Source organism: Arthrobacter sp. QXT-31 (assembly GCF_001969265.1).
In the GTDB taxonomy this organism is placed as follows: domain Bacteria; phylum Actinomycetota; class Actinomycetes; order Actinomycetales; family Micrococcaceae; genus Arthrobacter.
This window is the reverse complement of record NZ_CP019304.1, coordinates 1294200-1311438: the sequence shown is the minus strand read 5'-3', so window position 1 is coordinate 1311438 and position 17239 is coordinate 1294200. Positions and strand designations below refer to the sequence as shown.

The window sequence follows — 17239 nt, the reverse complement described above, 5'->3', positions numbered from 1 at the left end:
GCTGCAGCCAGGAAGGACCGATCATGAGCAACGCACTCCAGTTCACCGTCCCGGACAATGTCCCCTTCATTGACTGGCAGCGGGAGTTCGATTTTCCGGCGGCGGAGGTGTTCCGCGCCCACAAGGAGCCCGGGCTGTTTGCCCAGTGGCTGGGCCCGCGCGGCACCAACGTGGATATCGGCCACTATGACTTCCGCTCCGGAGGAAGCTACCTGTACAACCACGCCGGTGCAGACGGTGTCATGCAAACAGCCAACGGCATGTTCCACACGGTGCGGGAGAACGAGTTCACCGTCCAGACGTTCGAATTCAGCGGGTATCCGGATGTAGTGATGATCGAGTTCACGAACTTCGAGGACCTCGGCAGTGGCCGCTCCCGCCTCCGTGGCCACCTGGTATGCCCCACTGTCGAGGCCCGCGACGGCATGGCCCCGCAGGAGATGGAAAGCGGCATGCGTGACAGCTACGAGCGCCTTGAGGAGATGCTCGCCAAGTAGGGCCGACAGTCAAAGAACATTACGACGGCGGCCGGTGACCTTCAGTTCGAAGGTCACCGGCCGCCGTCGTCCGTCTTAACACCCAACTGACTGACAGTAGATGCTGTTTTGAGGGCTGAAAACGACATCTACTGCGAGCTGGTTGGGCAGGGTGCGAGGCAAGCCCTTGCGCGATGATTCAGGTTTGATAGTATGTCAGAACAAACTGTCAAAGGAGATGCAATGCCGCTCGTGCGAATCGACGTCCACTCGGGACGCAGCCATGATGAACTCAACCTCTTGAGCAGGGGCATCCACGACGCGATCCTGGCCGAATACGGCATCCCGGAGCGCGACTACTTCCACATCGTTACCGAGCACGGCCCGGGGCAGATCGTGGCCCAGGATGCCGGGCTGGGCTTCGAGCGGACGCGCGACGTCGTCATGATCCAGATCTTCACGCAGGGCGGGCGAAGCCAGGGGGCGAAGCAGAGCCTTTTCGCTGCCGTCGCTGAAAAATTGGGGACCCTGGGCGTTGCCGGCGAGGACGTTTTCATTGGCTACGTCGAGAACACTGCGGGGGACTGGTCCTTCGGGTTTGGCCGCGCGCAGTACGTCACCGGAGAGCTTGCCGTTCCGAAGAAATAGGGGCGGAAAATCCCGCTCAGGCCGTCTTTTGCCGTGCTGCAAGAGTCGCGCTGGAAGTGCCATTCTGCTTGTTGTAAATATGTCAGTACAAACCTTTGACAGGACATAAATTCTAGGGCACAGTAGTTCTTGTGGCCCCGCTCACGGGGTCGCGGAACGGAGCTCTGGCCGTTCGGCTGCTTAGAGGTTGAGATCCAAAAGAAAGGTCCACGATTACCGTGACCCACGAACTGCTCACGATCGGGCGAATCAGCGTTGATATCTACCCGAACGACATCGGGGTGGGGCTGGAGGATGTGACGTCCTTCGGCAAGTACCTCGGCGGCTCCCCGTCCAACGTTGCTGTTGCCGCCGCCCGCCACGGCCGCCGCACCGGCGTTATCACCCGCACCGGCGATGACCCGTTCGGTACGTACCTGCACCGCGAACTGGAGAAGTTCGGCGTGGACGATTCCTTCGTCTCCCCGGTCCAGGGCCTGCAGACGCCGGCCACGTTCTGCGCCATCATGCCCGAGACCCATGAGTTCCCGCTGTACTTCTACGGCCGGTTCCCGACGGCACCCGACCTGCAGATCAAAGCCGACGAGCTCGACACCGACGCCATCCGCAACGCGCAGATCTTCTGGTCCACGGTGACCGGCCTGTGCCAGGAGCCCAGCCGCGAGGCGCACATCAAGGCCCACGAGGCACGGCCCCGCACCGGCCTGACCGAAGGCCAGCACACCATCCTGGACCTCGACTACCGCCCGATGTTCTGGGCCTCCGAGGAGGAAGCCCGGGAACAGGTGGCCCGGATCCTGCCGCACGTCACCGTCGCGATCGGCAACGACCAGGAATGCTCCGTGGCCGTGGGCCCGGGCACCCCTGATGAGCAGGCCGACCGGCTGCTGGACGCCGGCGTTGAAATCGCCGTCGTGAAGCTCGGCCCGGAAGGCGTGATGGCCAAGACCCGCACCGAGCGCGTCGTCTCCGCCCCGGTTCCGGTGGAGACGGTCAACGGTCTGGGCGCCGGCGACTCCTTCGGCGGCGCCTTCGTGCACGGCCTGCTCTCCGGCTGGCCGCTGGCCCAGGTCCTGGACTACGCCAACGCCGCCGGCGCCATTGTCGCCTCCCGGCTGTCCTGCGCGGATGCCATGCCGACGCCGGCGGAGGTCACCTCGCTGCTGGCTGAGCGCGGACGCCTCGTTCCCGATGCTGCTGTTCCCGGCCAGGATTCCACTGCACTTACCCCTGAAGGAGCGGCCCTGTGAGCCTCCACCCCGGCACCGCGACGATCGCGGTGGATGACGACCCCCGCCGCTACGAGCACCTGAGCACGATCCGGCTCGAAGACCCTTCCGCTGTGGCACGTGCCGCGAAGGCCCGCCGCCGCCACTCCGGCCTGAAGTACGGCCGGCAGAACTTCATCGTTGCCGCCGACCACCCGGCCCGCGGCGCCCTCGCCGTCGGTAACGACCCGGTGGCGATGGCGGACCGCCGCCAGCTCCTGGACCGGCTGCAGATTGCCCTGGCCAACCCGGCCGTGGACGGCATCCTGGCGTCCCCGGACATCATGGACGACCTGCTGCTGCTGGGGGCGCTGGAGGGCAAGCTGGTCTTCGGGTCGATGAACCGCGGCGGCCTGGCCGGGCTGGTCAACGAGTTCGATGACCGTTTCACCGGCCACACCGCCGCCGCGCTGGAGGAACTGGGCGCGGACGGCGGCAAGATGCTGACCCGCATCTGCCTCGGCGACCCGGACACCGTGGCCACCCTCGAGGCGACCGCGAAGGCCATTGATTCTTTGGCCGAGCGGAAGCTCATCGCCATGGTGGAGCCGTTCCTGTCCGTCCGCGAGAACGGCCGGGTCCGCAACGACCTCTCCACGGACGCCGTGATCAAGTCGATCGGCATCGCCGAGGGCCTGGGGTCCACCAGCGCCTACACGTGGATGAAGCTGCCGGTCGTGGACCAGATGGAACGCGTCATGGCCGCGACCACCATGCCCACCGTGCTGCTGGGCGGAGACCCGGCCGGCACGCAGGACGAGGTGTTCGCCACCTGGGGAGCCGCCCTCGCCCTTCCCGGCGTGCAGGGCCTCACGGTTGGGCGCACCCTGCTCTACCCGGCCGACGGCGACGTTGCCGGGGCTGTGGCAGCGGCCGCGTCGCTCCTTCACCACACCACTGAAGTATCGGAGTAAACGATGGGAACTGGAACCCGCCGGATGACCGTGGCGCAGGCCGTGGTCGAGTATCTTTCCAAGCAGTACACCGTTGATTCCGTGGGTGGGGTCGATTTCCGTGAGCGGCTGATCCCGGGCACGTTCGGTATTTTCGGGCACGGCAACGTGGCCGGCGTGGGCCAGGCCCTGAAGCAGTACCAGTCCCAGGACCCGTCGGTGATGCCGTACTACCAGGGCCGGAACGAACAGGCCCAGGTGCACCAGGCCGTCGGGTACGCCCGGCACACCCGCCGCCGGCAGACCTACGCGGTCAGCACCTCGATCGGCCCGGGTTCTTCGAACCTGCTCACCGGCGCCGCGCTGGCCACCACGAACCGCCTGCCGGTCCTGCTGCTCCCGTCCGACACCTTCGCGACCCGCGCCGCGGACCCGGTCCTGCAGCAGCTCGAACAGCCCTATGCCTACGACCTGACGGTCAATGACGCGTTCCGGCCGCTGTCGAAGTTCTTCGACCGGGTCACCCGGCCGGAGCAGCTGTTCTCCGCGTTCCACCACGGCCTGCGCGTCCTGATCGACCCGGCCGAAACCGGCGCGGTGACCATCTCCCTGCCCCAGGACGTCCAGGCCGAAGCCTTCGACATCCCCGAGGAGTTCCTCGCCGAGCGTGAGTGGCGGATCCGCCGCCCCGAAGCGGACGACGACGACATCGCCCGCGCCGCCGAGGCCATCCGGGCCGCGAAGCGGCCGCTGATCATCGCCGGCGGCGGCGTCCTCTACGCCTACGCCAACGAGGAACTGGCCAGGTTCGCGGAACTGACCGGCGTCCCGGTCGGCAACACCCAGGCCGGCGTCGGCGTGCTGCCCTGGGATCACAAGTACTCCCTCGGTGCGATCGGCTCCACGGGCACGACGGCGGCCAACGCCCTCGCGGCCGAAGCGGACCTGATCATCGGCATCGGCACCCGCTACGAGGACTTCACCACCGCCTCCCGGACCGCGTTCCAGAACCCGGACCTGAAATTCATCAACATCAACGTCGCCCCGATCGATGCGTACAAGCACGGCACGCACCTGCCGATCGTCGCCGACGCCCGCAAGGCCCTAGTCAAGCTGAACCAGGCCCTGGGGGGCTACCGTGTCGGCGCCGACCTCGAAGAAAAGGTCGCGGCCGAGAAGAAGCGCTGGGACGCGACCGTGGATGAGGCCTTCGACACCCGGTACACGCCCCTGCCGGCGCAGAACGAGATCATCGGCGCCACCAACCGGGCCATGGACGCCCAGGACGTCGTGATCTGCGCCGCCGGCTCCCTCCCGGGTGACCTGCACAAGATGTGGCGGGTCCGTGACCCGTTCGGCTACCACGTCGAATACGCCTACTCCTGCATGGGCTACGAAATTCCGGGCGGCTTGGGCGTCAAGCGCGCGGCCATCGCCGAAGCCAAAGCCGGCGGTGAGAAGCGCGACGTCGTTGTGATGGTGGGGGACGGCTCCTACCTGATGATGCACACCGAACTGGTCACCGCCGTCGCCGAACGGATCAAGCTGATCGTGGTCCTGATCCAGAACCACGGCTACGCCTCCATCGGCTCGCTCTCGGAGATGCTCGGCTCCCAGCGTTTCGGCACCCAGTACCGGGCCCTGGACGAGGAACACCACTCCTTCGACGATGGCGACCGGCTCCCGGTGGACCTGGCCCTGAACGCCGAATCCCTCGGCGTGAAGGTCATCCGGATCGAACCCGGTGAGAAGGCCATCGCCGAACTCGAACAGGCCATCCGTGACGCCAAGGCCGCCCCGGAAAACGGCGGCCCGATCGTGATCCACGTCGAATCCGACCCGCTGCTGGACGCCCCGTCCTCCGAATCCTGGTGGGACGTGCCCGTCTCAGAAGTCTCGGAGTTGGAGTCCACCCAGCAGGCCTACAAGACCTACACAGACCACAAGAACCGCCAGCGCAAGCTGCTCGGCTAACCCCAACTGCTTTCCGACAAGCCACAGACCAAGGAAGTCATACATGTCAACGACGACCGTCACCACCACCATCAACCACTTCATCAACGGTGCCGAGACCGCTGGCGAGGGCGACCGCACCACCCCGGTCTACAACCCGGCCACCGGCCAGGTCAGCGCGGAGCTGCGCCTGGCCAACCGGGCAGACCTGGACACCACCGTCGCCGCCGCACGTGCCGCTGCCGATTCCTGGGGCGACATTTCCCTGGCCAAGCGCACCGCCGTGCTGTTCAAGTTCCGTGAACTCGTCGCCGAGCACGTCGACGAACTCGCCCAGCTGATCACCGCCGAGCACGGCAAGGTCCTCTCCGACGCCAAGGGCGAGATCGGCCGCGGCCTGGAGGTCATCGAATTCGCGTGCGGCATCCCTCAGCTGCTCAAGGGTGACTACTCCGACCAGGTCTCCACCGGCATCGATGTCTTCTCCTTCCGCGAACCCCTCGGCGTCGTCGCCGGGATCACGCCGTTCAACTTCCCGGTCATGGTGCCGCTGTGGATGGCCCCGATGGCGATCGCCACCGGCAACGCCTTCATCCTCAAGCCCTCCGAACGCGACCCCTCTGCGTCCCTGCTGCTCGCGAAGCTGTGGAAGGACGCGGGCCTGCCGGACGGTGTGTTCCAGGTCCTGCATGGCGACAAGGAAACCGTCGACGGGCTCCTGACCCACCCGGACGTCGACGGGATCTCCTTCGTCGGCTCCACCCCCATCGCGAAGTACGTCCACGAGACCGCCACCAAGCACGGCAAGCGCGTCCAGGCCCTGGGCGGGGCGAAGAACCACGCCATCGTGCTGCCCGACGCCGACCTGGACAACGCCGCCGACCACCTGGCCGCCGCCGCGTTCGGCTCGGCCGGGGAGCGCTGCATGGCGATCTCCGTCGCCGTCGCCGTCGGGGACGCCGCCGACCTGCTGGTCAAGAAGGTCGAAGAACGCGCCACCGCCGTCAAGGTCAACAACGGCACCGTCCCCGGCGCCGAAATGGGCCCGGTCATCACCCCGGCCTCCAAGGAACGCATCGTCAAGATCGTCACCGAAGCCGAAGCCGCAGGCGCTGCCATGGTCGTGGACGGCCGCGACCTCGTCATCCCCGGCCACGAGGAAGGCTTCTGGGTCGGGCCCACCGTCCTGGATCACGTCAAGACCGAAATGAGCGCCTACACCGAGGAGATCTTCGGACCCGTCCTCGTCGTCGTCCGCGTCGACACCCTCGAAGACGGCATCAGGCTGATCAACTCCAACCCCTACGGCAACGGCACCGCGATCTTCACCTCCTCCGGCGCCGCCGCCCGGAAGTTCCAGCGCTCCGTCACCGTCGGCATGATCGGCATCAACGTCCCCCTCCCCGTCCCGGTCGCGTACCACTCCTTCGGCGGCTGGAAGGCCTCCCTCTTCGGCGACAAGCACATCTACGGTCCCGAAGGCGTTTCCTTCTACACCCGCGGCAAGGTCGTCACCTCCCGCTGGCCCGAACCCACCCACGCCTCCGGCGCCTCCTACAACTTCCCCTCCAACTAATCCCCACCACCGTCGATTGCTCCGTAAACGCCGTTTTGAGCGTCCAAAACGGCACCTGCGGAGCAATCGACGCAAAGGAACAGACAAATGACTGAGAACAAGCTGATCATCGGCACCGCGCCCGACTCCTGGGGTGTCTGGTTCCCGGATGACCCCAAGCAGACCCCGTGGGAGCGCTTCCTGGACGAGGTGGCCGAATCCGGCTACAAGTGGATCGAGCTGGGCCCCTACGGCTACCTGCCCACCGACCCCGCACGTCTGGCCGAAGAACTGAAGCAGCGTGACCTGCAGGTCTGTGCCGGAACGGTCTTCACCGCTTTCCACCGCGGCCTGGACCAGTGGGAGACGGCCTGGGAGCCGGCCCGGAAGGTGGCCGAACTGACTGCAGCCATGGGCGGCGAGCACATCGTGGTCATCCCGGCCATGTGGCGTGACGACGTCACCGGCGAGGCCGTGGAGAGCGGCACGCTCAGCGACAAGGCATGGGGCGACCTGTTCGCCGGCCACAACCGCCTCGGCAAGACGCTGCTCGAGGACTTCGGCCTCAAGCAGCAGTTCCACTCCCATGCCGACTCGCACGTCGGAGCCCAGGAGGACATCGAAACTCTGCTGGGTGCGACCGACCCGCAGTACCTCAACCTGTGCCTCGACACCGGACACGCTGAATACTGCGGCGCCTCCAGCCTGGAGCTCATCAAGAACTACCCGGACCGGATCGGCTACCTGCACCTGAAGCAGATCAACCCGGACGTCCTGAAGAAGGTCAACGAGGAGAACATGACCTGGGCAGCGGCGAACCTGGCCGGCGTCATGACGGAACCGCCCAACGGCCTGCCGGACCTGCGCGCGGTCATCGAGGCCGTCGAGGGCCTGAACCGGCCGATCTTCGGCATCGTGGAGCAGGACATGTACCCGGTGGCCTTCGACGTCCCGATGCCCATCGCCAAGCGGACCCGCAACTACCTGCTGTCCTGCGGCTCCCGCACTGCGGTCAACTGACAAAGCGGTCGACCAGCAACACCCGATCCGTCCGAACCAAAAGGAAGAACAATGACTGAAACCCTTCGCGTCGCCGTCATCGGCGCCGGCCGCATGGGCGCGGACCACATCCAGCGCCTCAGCAAGCGCATCCACGGCGCTGAAGTTGCCGCCGTCGTCGATGTTGACCTGGCCCGTGCACAGGCCGCCATCGAGGGAATCCCCGGGGCTGTTGCCCTGGCCGACGCCGAAGAGGCACTGAACAATGGCGACGTCAACGCCGTCCTCATTGCCACCCCGGGCTTCCTGCACGAGGAAATCCTGCTCAAGGCCATCGCCAAGGACATTCCGATCCTTTGTGAGAAGCCGCTGACGCCGGACGCGGAGTCGTCCTGGAAGATCGTCCAGGCCGAGGAGAAGCTGGGCCGCAAGCGCATCCAGGTGGGCTTTATGCGCCGCTTCGACGCTGAATACGCCGCCCTGGGTTCGGTCATCCGCAACGGTGAGCTCGGCGAGCTGCTGATGCTGCACCACCAGCACCGGAACCCGAGCACCCCGGCGGGCTTCACCAACGAGATGCTCATCAACGATTCCGTGGTCCACGAGTTCGACGCCATCCGCTTCTTCACCGGCGAGGAGATCACCTCGGTCCAGGTCCGGCTCGGCAAGGCCACGAAGAACGCCCCGGCCGGCCAGCACGATCCCCAGCACGTCCTGATCGAAACCGAGTCCGGTGTCCTGGCCGACGTCGAAATCTACGTGAACGCGAAGTTCGGCTACGAAGTGGCCACGCAGGCGTCCTTCGAGGACGGCATCGTGAGCATCGGCGGCGACAGCGGCCCGTACCTGCGCAGCAATGGCCGCTGGGGCGGCAAGGTCACGCCCGGCTTCGAGGAGCGTTTCGGCGCCGCTTACGACGTCGAAATCCAGGCCTGGGTGGACGCCGCCCTCCGCGGTGAAATCGGCGGACCCAGCGCCTGGGACGGCTACGCCACGGCGGCCTGCTGCGAAGCGGGCGTGGAAGCCCAGAAGAACGGCGAGAAGGTCGCCGTGAAGCTGAACGCCAAGCCTGCCCTCTACAGCTAGCACTGCACCTGGAGTTTTTGTCCAGATAATGCGCCTTCATGCCCGCTCACGGCCGCGTTATCTGGACAAAAACTCCTTCTGTTATCCGACTCTTTCCACAATGGAGTGTTCCTCGTGAAAATCGCCCTTGACCCCACCCCGTTCCACCACAGCCACAGCCTGCTGGAGTTCCCGAAGGTGGTGGCGGACCTCGGCTACAAGTACATGCAGATGACGCCGCATCCGGATTTCATCCCCTTCTACAACCACCCCAAGGCCGACGACGAGCTGGTGGGCCAGCTGAAGAAGGCGTGCACCGACGCCGGAATCGAAATCGCGTCCATCCTGCCTGTGCTGCGCTGGTCCGGTCCGGACGAGGACGCCCGTGAGGCAGCGGTGCGCTACTGGAAGCGCGCCATCCAGATCGCCGTGGACCTGGGCGTGAGCACCATGAACACCGAGTTCAGCGGCCGGCCGGAGCTGGCTGAGGAGTCCGAGCGCGCTTTCTACCGCTCCATGGAGGAACTGCTCCCCATCATCGAGCGCGAAGGCATCGACCTCCTCATCGACCCGCACCCGGACGACTTCGTGGAGGAGGGCCTGGCCGCGATCCGCGTCATCCGTGGCCTGAACTCGAAGAACGTCGGCATGGTCTACGTGGCCTCGCACAGCTTCCACATGAAGAACTCGCCGCTGGACATCATGCGCGCGGCGGGGGACAAGCTCCGCCTGGTCCACGTTGCGGACACCATGGACCACCACGCGTCACACGGCCTGCGCTACATCACCAATCCGCCGGGCAACGCCGTCCGGGTGCACCAGCACCTGAAGATCGGCGACGGCGACGTGAACTGGGACGAGTTTTTCGGCGGTCTGAAGGAAATCGGGTTCCTGGACCGGGATAACACTGTGATGGTCTCCAGCGTCTTCGCCGAAAACGAGAACGCCGACGAGGTATCCCGCTTCCAGCTCGAGACCATGAAGCAGTACGTGCAGAAGGTCAGCGTATGACGGCCGCGCCTTCTGGGAAGGCCGACTTAAGGCACAAGCGGGCACACTTGAAGCACAAGCGGGCGCTCCGCACCGTTACCATCATCTCCACGTTCGGCGGCCTCCTCTTTGGCTACGACACCGGCGTCATCAACGGTGCCCTGCCGTACATGCAGGAGGACCTGGGCCTGACCCCGCTGGCCGAGGGTATGGTGACGTCGTCACTGCTGTTCGGCGCCGCTTTCGGTGCCCTGTTCGGCGGCCGGCTGGCGGACCGGAACGGCCGCCGCAAGATGATCATGGTCCTGGCCGTGATCTTCCTGGTGGGCACGCTTGCCTGCACGCTGGCTCCCAGCACCGAGTTCATGGTCGCGGCCCGGTTCGTCCTGGGCCTGGCCGTGGGCGGAGCGTCCGTGACGGTGCCCGTGTACCTGGCCGAGGTGTCGCCGTCGGCCCGCCGCGGGCGGATCGTGACGCAGAACGAGCTCATGATCGTCACCGGCCAGCTGCTGGCCTTCATCTTCAACGCCTACCTCGGCAACACCTTCGGCGAGGCCGGCGGCATTTGGCGCTGGATGCTGGTGATTGCCACGCTGCCGGCGGTCGCGCTGTGGATCGGCATGGCCTTCATGCCCGAAAGCCCCCGCTGGCTGGCCTCCATGGGCAGCTTCGGCGAGGCGCTCGGCGTGCTCCAGCGCATCCGGTCCAAGGCCGAGGCAGCGGCGGAGTTCGAAGAAGTCAAGGCCATGGCGGTGGAGGACTACAAGTCCAAGATGGGGTCCTGGAAGGACCTGCAGGTTCCCTGGCTGCGCCGGATCTTTTTCGTGGGCGTCGGCCTTGCGGTCATCCAGCAGATCACCGGCGTGAACTCGATCATGTACTACGGCACGCAGATCCTCGCCGATGCCGGCTTCGGCCGGGAGGCGGCCCTCAGCGCCAACATCGCCAACGGCGTCATCTCCGTGCTGGCCACGTTCGCCGGCATCTGGCTCCTTGGCAAGGTGGGGCGCCGGCGGATGCTCATCACCGGGCAGGTCGGAACCACCTCGGCGCTGCTGCTGATCGGCCTGTTCTCGCTGGTCCTGCCCGCGGGCACCGCCCGCGGCTACGTGATCCTGGCACTGACCGTCACGTTCCTGGCCTTCCAGCAGGGCGCCATTTCGCCGGTCACGTGGCTCATGCTCTCGGAGATCTTCCCGCTGAAGCTCCGCGGCCTGGGCATGGGTGCATCCGCCTTCGTGCTCTGGATCGTGAACTTCCTGATCGGCTTCGGCTTCCCGCAGCTGCTGGCAGCCGTGGGCATCTCCAACACGTTCTTCGTGTTTGCAATCCTCGGGGTGGGGGCGATTCTGTTCGCCGCAAAGTACGTTCCGGAGACCAAGGACAAGAGCCTCGAGGACGTGGAACACTACTTCAAGCACCAGGCAGGTGTCCCCACGGAGGCGGCGACTGCCGGAGCCGGGACCGCCGGCGAAACGCGCACCCCCGTCCACTGACAGAAACACTGAATTCTACGAACGGGTAATGCCCCCTCAAGGTCCTCGAGGGGGCATTACCCGTTCAAGGACCGGACCGGCGTGAAACTACACGCCGGCGTGGAGCCGGGGGAGGGCTTCCACCAGGGGCGCCAGCTCCGGCACCTGCTGCGCTTCGGCCAGGGTCCGCTCCAGTGTGGCGTCGTGGACCGGCCGCGCGTCTGCCAGCAGTTTGCTCCCGCTGCCGGTGAGTTCGGTGTAGATCCCGCGCCGGTCATCCGCGCACAGGATCCGTGTCAGCAGGCCGCGGTCCTCCAGCCGGTTCACCAGGCGCGTGGTCGCGCTGGGGGAGAGGGCGGTGGCCCGTGCAAGCTGCTGCATGCGCATATGCCAACCGTCCTGCCGGCTGAGCGCATCCAGCACCGTATATTCGACGACGGATAGCTGCGCCTGTCCCTGCAGCGACCGTTCCAGCTCCGCCTCGATCAGCCCGTGCAGGGCGGCAAGTGTGCGCCAGCCCTGGGCACGCACCTCCACGGCGTCGTCCTTGATCCCCACAGGCCCCACTCCTTCAGCTCTACGGCTCCCAGAAGGGAGCACCGCACAAATAGTTGCTTGCGCGGTATATTTTTTCATGCAATAGTTGCTTCTGCAACGAAATATAGCGCGCTTGCAACTAATAGCTTACGCGGCGCTTCCCATTCAGTACAGTTCCGAAGGAGCACATCCATGCCTGTTGGCCTGATAGCCCTAGCCCTCGGCGGGTTCGGCATCGGACTCACCGAGTTCGTCATCATGGGGCTGCTCCCCGAAGTGGCTGCCGACTTCAGGGTCAGTGAAGCCTCAGCCGGCTGGTTCATCTCCGGCTATGCCCTCGCCGTCGTGGTGGGAGCCCTGGGGCTCACCGCCGCCGTCTCCCGCTTCCAGCGCAAGCCGGTCCTGGCCGTGCTGCTGGTGCTCTTTATTGCCGGCAACCTGCTCTCCGCCGTCGCCCCCGACTACTGGACGATGATGGCAGGCCGGGTGGTGGCAGCCCTTGCGCACGGCGCCTTCTTTGGCATCGGTGCGGTGGTGGCTGCCGGAATGGTTCCTCCCACCAGGAAGGCGGCCGCCATCGCCATCATGTTCACCGGGCTTACAGCTGCCAACGTCCTCGGGGTTCCGCTCGGCACCCTGCTGGGGCAGGCGGCAGGCTGGCGTTCCACCTTCTGGGCCATCACCGGCATCGGTGTGCTGGCGCTGGCAGGCATCCTGGCCCTGGTGCCCAAGGCCGGGAGCGGCGAGGCGGCTCCGGGCGGCCTGCGCAGCGAGCTGCGAGCCTTCCGCTCCGGGCAGGTGTGGCTGTCCATCCTGGTGACCGTCCTGGGCTACGGCGGAATGTTCGGCGCCTTCACCTATATCGCCTTCACGCTCACGGAGGTTTCCGGATTCGCCGCCTCCACGGTGCCCTGGCTGCTGATTGTCTTCGGCGTGGGCCTGTTCATCGGCAACACCCTCGGCGGCCGGGCGGCCGACCGCAACGTGGACCGCACCCTGCTCGCCGTGCTTTCCGTCCTTGTGGTTGTGCTGGTGGCGTTCGCCCTGAGTGCAGGCAACCAGATGCTCACCATCGCCTCGCTGCTGCTCCTGGGCGGTTTCGGCTTCGCAACGGTGCCGGGCCTGCAGATGCGCGTCATGAAGTACGCGGCCAAGGCGCCCACGCTGGCGTCCGGAGCCAACATCGGCGCGTTCAATGTGGGCAACGCCCTGGGTGCCTGGCTCGGCGGGGTCACCATCACTGCCGGCCTCGGCTACACCTCGCCCATCTGGGCCGGGGCAGCGATTACCGTGCTGGGCCTTCTGGTGATGGCCGGTGCCGCCGCCGGGGCAAAGGCAAGTGCCCGCCGGGCTGCGGCTACCGGGCTAACGGCCGCGTCCCAGACGGGGATGGAGGCGGAAGTGGCCGGTTCAACCGAAGCTGAACCGGCCGACGTCGAACCCGTCTCTGTGCGCTAGGCGCACCTACGCCTTGAAAGGCAGCCGCGGGTCGATGTTCTGGCCTTCCCAGGTCTGGCGCACCCAGCCATGGTGCGGGTCATCGCTGATGAGCCAGTCCCGGACGCGGCCGGGTCCGGCCATGACGTTGAGGTAGTACATGTCGTAGCCGGGCGCGGCCATGGCCGGGCCGTGCCAGCCGTAGGGGACCAGCACCACGTCGCCGGTGCGGACTTCGGCGGCGACGTCGATCGGGCGGTCGTCGGAGGCGTAGACCCGCTGGTAGCCGATGGCATCCGCATCCCCGCCCGGCCCGGCCGGACCCGGACCTGCCGAACCGGCTCCGTTGGCCACCCGCGTCTCGAAGTAGTAGATCTCCTCGAGCCGGGTCTCGCCCTCCTTCTCCTCGTCATGCTTGTGCGGCGGGTAGGAGGACCAGTTGCCCGCCGGCGTGATGACTTCGCAGACGATGAACCGGTCCGCCTCCAGTGCGGCGGGGGTGCCGAAATTGTGGACCTGGCGCGAGCAGTTTCCGGCACCGCGCAGCTCCACGGGCGTCTCCGCCGCAGTGACCAGCCGGGTGGGGTACTGGACCTTGGCGGGAGCCGTAGCGATGGCAACCCGGCCGCCGTCGGACGACGAGACGGTAACCGCCTTGTCCGTCCCGGAGTACAGCACATCGGTGGGGCCGCTGAAGACACTGGCCCGCCCGGCAAGCGGATGATCCAGGCCGTCAACCGTCACCGTGAACGCCCCGCTCAGCGGGATGACAATCCGTTCCTCGGCGGCCGCGGGGAGTTCGACGGCGGCGCCCGGCGCCAGCGTGGCCACCTTCAGCCCAGTGTGCTCCCAGCCCTGCACGGCAAGTTTCGAGTCCGACGTTCCCAGCGAAACGTCCCAGCAGCCTTCGGCGGCGCTGCCCAGGGGGTATACCCATTCGGCCATAAGTTCGTGTCCCTTTCGGATAGGTGGAAATGGCGCCCCGCCGGCAGTCGGCAAAAGGCCAGGCCAACGGCTGCCCCCACGCGGGCGGGGGACTGAACCGTCCTTGCTTTGCCGGCCCGGCGCTGAATCGCGCTAGCGCTGGACCAGTGTCATTTCGAAGCTGTAGGAGTCTCCCCGGTAGACGTGGTGTCCGGTCTCCACGTTGCGCCCCGTGTCGTCGACGGCGGTGCGTTCCATGGTGACCAGGGCGGAACCGGGCTGGGTGTCCAGGAGCGGGGCCTGGTAATCGTTGGCCACCATGGCGCCGATGCGCTGCGTTGCCAGCCGGAAGTTGACGCCGCCGCTGCGCAGGATGCTGTACAGGCCCTGCGTCTTGAGCAGGTCCTCATCAATGTGCGTGATGTCGTCGCGCACCCAGTTCTCCATCAGGGCCAGTGGCTTGCCGGCCACTTTCCGGAGCCTCGTGAAGTGGTAGACCTTGGCCCCGGCGGTGAGGTGGAGGGCCTCCCGGGTTGCGGCGTCGGCCTCTATATGCGCAAAGGTGAGCACCTCGGTGGTCGGCTTGCTGCCGTTGTTCGTCAGGTCGTCGTACAGGCTGGACAGTTCAAGCGGACGGCGGACCTGGCTCGACACCACCTGAGTGCCGACACCCCGCTTGCGCACGAGCAGCCCGGAACGGACCAGTTCGTCCATGGCCTTGCGCATGGTGGGGCGCGAGAGGTTCAGCTGGGCGGCGAGGTCGATCTCGTTCTCCAGCCGGCTGCCGGGTTCCAGCAGGCCGGTATGGATGGCAGCTTCAATGCCCTGGACCACCTGATGGTACAGCGGCACCGGCGACGACCGGTCGATGCTGAGGTGTAGTTGGTTCGCCATTGAATGCTCCCTTTGTGCCGCAGGTTCCTGCGTCCAGGAAGCCTGTATGTCAGTGCATGTCCGTTTGTTAGGACATACTCTGATTTTGATCATAGCAGGGCGCGGCCGCCAGTCAAGGAGCGGAACCGGTCCGCACGGCAGCCGAGGTGCTTCGCCGGTCAGGGCTTGCCGCAGGCCTCCACGAAGACACGGAACGGGGCGAGCCTTTGCTCTTCGGTCAGTTCCAGGGCCTCCGGGTGCCACTGCACCGAGGCCACCCACCGCTCCGGATCCTCGAGTGCCTCCACCGTGCCGTCATCCGCGACGGCGGTCACCAGCAGCCCCGGAGCCACCCGGTCAACGGCCTGATGGTGGCCCGAAGCGATCTTGACGCCCATCGCTGCAGTGTCGCCTGCGGCTGCATTGCCCGCAGCTGCCTTACCCGCGTCCGCAGAGGCTGCGCCCGCCGAGGCCGCCGTCCCGCCGTCCGGACTGTCGACGGCGGCATACATCTTTGCCACCTTGGAGCCCGGGTTGATGGTCACCTCGTGCCAGACCCAGGGCCTGTTGGCGGCTGCCGGGATCTGGCGGTGCGGCACGGTTCCTGGCGTCATGTCCTGGATCAGCGTCCCGCCGTACAGCACATTGAGCAGCTGGTGTCCGCGGCAGATGCCCAATACCGGCATGCCGGAATCCAGCGCGTGCCGCGCCACCGCGAAGTCCAGCCGGTCCTGCTCCTCGCTGACGTCGTAGAGCGTAGGTCCCGGCTCCTCGCCGTAGAGGCGGGGGCTAATGTCACCGCCGCCGGGAAGTACGACGCCGTCAAGCGCCCCGGGCGCGTCCGGCGCCTTTTCGCCGCCGGAGGTTCCGCCGTCGGCCGTTCCACTGTTGGGGGTTCCGCGAACTCCCGGCTCCAGCGACTCAGGGGTGAGCAGCACCGGCTCCCCGCCAGCATCGCGGATGAGGCTGACGATGCAGCCGAAGAGGCGGTTGGCCTTTGCCACCCGCGGATCCGGATCCGAAGTGTTATTGAGCCGGACAGGGATACCGATTCGGGGCCGGCGCCCATGGCCCGGCGTCGTGCTGTCTGTCGCATCCCGGTTCTGCGCTGTGTCCAAATCCTGCACTGCCTCCGGATCCTGCACTGTTCCTGAATTCCGCGTTGAATCCTGCATCCTCAAATTCTGCCCCATGACGGATCCTTTTTACTGGGTCTGCCGCGGTTCGGTAGTGTTGGGAGCAGTAGGCAAGGCGAAAGTAGGGCAGTCGATGGGGCGCAGGACACTTGTTGACGACCTCGTTGACGGTCTGCTGGACGACATTCTCGATGGCAGGCTGAAGCCGCACGATGCACTGCCGCCGGAAGCCGACATCGCCAAGGCCTACGACGTCAGCCGGCTGACCGCCCGTGAAGCCCTGAAAGCACTTCGGGCCCAGAACATCCTGTACGTCAAGGCCGGCCGCGGCACGTTCGTAAACCCTGCCGACAACTGGACTGGCCTCGATGCCATCATCAAGGCAGCCTCGCACGGCAACGCGGACGACCAGGTTTCCCGCGGGCTCATTGAGGTGCGGCGCATGGTGGAAACCGGTGCCGCTGCGCTCGCCGCCCGCCGCCACACCCCCGAACACGCCGAGGAGATGAGGGCGTCCATCGCGGACATGAAGCGGTTTCACCAGGACCGCGACCTGGACGGGTTCGTGGCCGCGGACATAGCCTTCCATGACACCGTCCTGAAGGCCTCCGGCAACCCGTTTGTGCGTGCCCTGCTGGCCCAGCTGGGCCAGTCCCTCTACCGCGCGCGCCGCGAGACGTCGGCCATCGAGGAGATCCAGCGCCACGCCATCGCCTTCCACCAGCGCGTGCTGGAAAGCATCCTCACCGGTGACCCGGAGCTGGCCCGCAAAGCCATGGATGAGCACATGGACCAGACCTTCGAGGACTACGAGCGCTACGTTCACGGCAGCCGCTCCTAAGCCCCCTTTTCTCCTTCCCCGGCTCCACCCACTGTTCCCGACTTTTCTCCAGGTCCGGGAGTGACTGGGCGTGTCTTTGGGCGGGTTCGCCCTTCCGCCTTGACGTAACGCTCGTCACCCTCCTAAGCTTTTGGTCATGTTCTTCCGTCAGATGTCTGACATCAGATAA

The 17239-nt window shown here is 66.3% G+C and carries 16 protein-coding genes; 12 read left to right on the top strand and 4 right to left on the bottom strand.

Translation table 11 applies throughout. The features are described from left to right. The first annotated feature begins 23 nt into the window (after positions 1-23). From BWQ92_RS05905 to BWQ92_RS05860, 10 genes are all read left to right on the top strand, one after another. Positions 24-497 (top strand): SRPBCC domain-containing protein, encoded by a 474-nt coding sequence (locus BWQ92_RS05905; protein WP_076798714.1) that lies wholly within the window; start codon positions 24-26, stop codon positions 495-497. A 222-nt stretch (positions 498-719) separates the two neighbouring features. Then, positions 720-1124 carry a tautomerase family protein gene (locus BWQ92_RS05900; protein WP_076798713.1) on the top strand — a complete coding sequence of 135 codons (405 nt, stop codon included), beginning with the start codon at positions 720-722 and terminating at the stop codon, positions 1122-1124. A 218-nt stretch (positions 1125-1342) separates the two neighbouring features. Then, positions 1343-2374 (top strand): 5-dehydro-2-deoxygluconokinase, encoded by a 1032-nt coding sequence (iolC, locus tag BWQ92_RS05895; RefSeq protein WP_076798712.1) that lies wholly within the window; start codon positions 1343-1345, stop codon positions 2372-2374. After that, positions 2371-3306 (top strand): Cgl0159 family (beta/alpha)8-fold protein, encoded by a 936-nt coding sequence (locus tag BWQ92_RS05890; protein WP_076798711.1) that lies wholly within the window; start codon positions 2371-2373, stop codon positions 3304-3306. The genes iolC and BWQ92_RS05890 overlap by 4 nt, the downstream gene beginning before the upstream one ends. 3 nt (positions 3307-3309) lie before the next feature. Next, positions 3310-5259, top strand: coding sequence for a 3D-(3,5/4)-trihydroxycyclohexane-1,2-dione acylhydrolase (decyclizing) (gene iolD, locus BWQ92_RS05885; protein WP_172804253.1), 1950 nt, complete (start codon positions 3310-3312; stop codon positions 5257-5259). A gap of 43 nt (positions 5260-5302) precedes the next feature. Beyond that, positions 5303-6814, top strand: a complete 1512-nt coding sequence (locus BWQ92_RS05880; protein ID WP_076798709.1) for a CoA-acylating methylmalonate-semialdehyde dehydrogenase — start codon at positions 5303-5305, stop codon at positions 6812-6814. A gap of 87 nt (positions 6815-6901) precedes the next feature. Then, positions 6902-7813, top strand: coding sequence for a sugar phosphate isomerase/epimerase family protein (locus BWQ92_RS05875; RefSeq protein ID WP_076798708.1), 912 nt, complete (start codon positions 6902-6904; stop codon positions 7811-7813). Positions 7814-7864: 51 nt separating this feature from the next. After that, a complete protein-coding gene (locus BWQ92_RS05870) occupies positions 7865-8878 on the top strand; it encodes a Gfo/Idh/MocA family protein (protein ID WP_076798707.1) in 1014 nt (337 codons plus the stop codon). A 114-nt stretch (positions 8879-8992) separates the two neighbouring features. Beyond that, on the top strand, positions 8993-9868 hold the full coding sequence (locus tag BWQ92_RS05865) for a sugar phosphate isomerase/epimerase family protein (protein ID WP_076798706.1): 876 nt from the start codon (positions 8993-8995) through the stop codon (positions 9866-9868). After that, positions 9865-11343, top strand: coding sequence for a sugar porter family MFS transporter (locus BWQ92_RS05860; RefSeq protein ID WP_076798705.1), 1479 nt, complete (start codon positions 9865-9867; stop codon positions 11341-11343). Before BWQ92_RS05865 ends, BWQ92_RS05860 begins: the two co-directional genes overlap by 4 nt. Before the next feature lie 87 nt (positions 11344-11430). Here BWQ92_RS05860 and BWQ92_RS05855 read toward each other — a convergent pair whose 3' ends face one another. Further along, positions 11431-11880 (bottom strand): MarR family winged helix-turn-helix transcriptional regulator, encoded by a 450-nt coding sequence (locus tag BWQ92_RS05855; protein WP_076798704.1) that lies wholly within the window; start codon positions 11878-11880, stop codon positions 11431-11433. Positions 11881-12051: 171 nt separating this feature from the next. Here BWQ92_RS05855 and BWQ92_RS05850 point away from each other — a divergent pair, with 171 nt between their 5' ends. Continuing rightward, positions 12052-13317, top strand: coding sequence for an MFS transporter (locus BWQ92_RS05850; protein WP_076798703.1), 1266 nt, complete (start codon positions 12052-12054; stop codon positions 13315-13317). A 6-nt stretch (positions 13318-13323) separates the two neighbouring features. Here BWQ92_RS05850 and iolB read toward each other — a convergent pair whose 3' ends face one another. The 3 genes from iolB to BWQ92_RS05835 form a co-directional block, all read right to left on the bottom strand. Then, entirely contained in the window at positions 13324-14241 is a 918-nt protein-coding gene (gene iolB, locus BWQ92_RS05845; protein ID WP_076798702.1) for a 5-deoxy-glucuronate isomerase, read from the bottom strand. Positions 14242-14373: 132 nt separating this feature from the next. Further along, positions 14374-15114, bottom strand: a complete 741-nt coding sequence (locus BWQ92_RS05840; protein ID WP_076798701.1) for a GntR family transcriptional regulator — start codon at positions 15112-15114, stop codon at positions 14374-14376. Between the two features lie 158 nt (positions 15115-15272). Further along, on the bottom strand, positions 15273-16268 hold the full coding sequence (locus BWQ92_RS05835; RefSeq protein ID WP_083706224.1) for a gamma-glutamyl-gamma-aminobutyrate hydrolase family protein: 996 nt from the start codon (positions 16266-16268) through the stop codon (positions 15273-15275). Positions 16269-16362: 94 nt separating this feature from the next. On the opposite strand from BWQ92_RS05835, the gene BWQ92_RS05830 reads away from it, so the two are divergent. Further along, positions 16363-17070, top strand: a complete 708-nt coding sequence (locus tag BWQ92_RS05830) for a FadR/GntR family transcriptional regulator (RefSeq protein ID WP_076798700.1) — start codon at positions 16363-16365, stop codon at positions 17068-17070. Positions 17071-17239: the final 169 nt, after the last annotated feature.

Excerpts from the sequence above, each read along its gene's own strand:
- BWQ92_RS05905 (WP_076798714.1), top strand. The coding sequence starts at position 24 with ATGAGCAACGCACTCCAGTTCACCGTCCCGGACAATGTCCCCTTCATT.
- BWQ92_RS05900 (WP_076798713.1), top strand. The coding sequence starts at position 720 with ATGCCGCTCGTGCGAATCGACGTCCACTCGGGACGCAGCCATGATGAA.
- iolD (WP_172804253.1), top strand. The coding sequence starts at position 3,310 with ATGGGAACTGGAACCCGCCGGATGACCGTGGCGCAGGCCGTGGTCGAG.
- BWQ92_RS05880 (WP_076798709.1), top strand. The coding sequence starts at position 5,303 with ATGTCAACGACGACCGTCACCACCACCATCAACCACTTCATCAACGGT.
- BWQ92_RS05875 (WP_076798708.1), top strand. The coding sequence starts at position 6,902 with ATGACTGAGAACAAGCTGATCATCGGCACCGCGCCCGACTCCTGGGGT.
- BWQ92_RS05870 (WP_076798707.1), top strand. The coding sequence starts at position 7,865 with ATGACTGAAACCCTTCGCGTCGCCGTCATCGGCGCCGGCCGCATGGGC.
- BWQ92_RS05860 (WP_076798705.1), top strand. The coding sequence starts at position 9,865 with ATGACGGCCGCGCCTTCTGGGAAGGCCGACTTAAGGCACAAGCGGGCA.
- BWQ92_RS05850 (WP_076798703.1), top strand. The coding sequence starts at position 12,052 with ATGCCTGTTGGCCTGATAGCCCTAGCCCTCGGCGGGTTCGGCATCGGA.
- iolB (WP_076798702.1), bottom strand. The coding sequence starts at position 14,241 with ATGGCCGAATGGGTATACCCCCTGGGCAGCGCCGCCGAAGGCTGCTGG.
- BWQ92_RS05840 (WP_076798701.1), bottom strand. The coding sequence starts at position 15,114 with ATGGCGAACCAACTACACCTCAGCATCGACCGGTCGTCGCCGGTGCCG.
- BWQ92_RS05835 (WP_083706224.1), bottom strand. The coding sequence starts at position 16,268 with ATGCAGGATTCAACGCGGAATTCAGGAACAGTGCAGGATCCGGAGGCA.
- BWQ92_RS05830 (WP_076798700.1), top strand. The coding sequence starts at position 16,363 with ATGGGGCGCAGGACACTTGTTGACGACCTCGTTGACGGTCTGCTGGAC.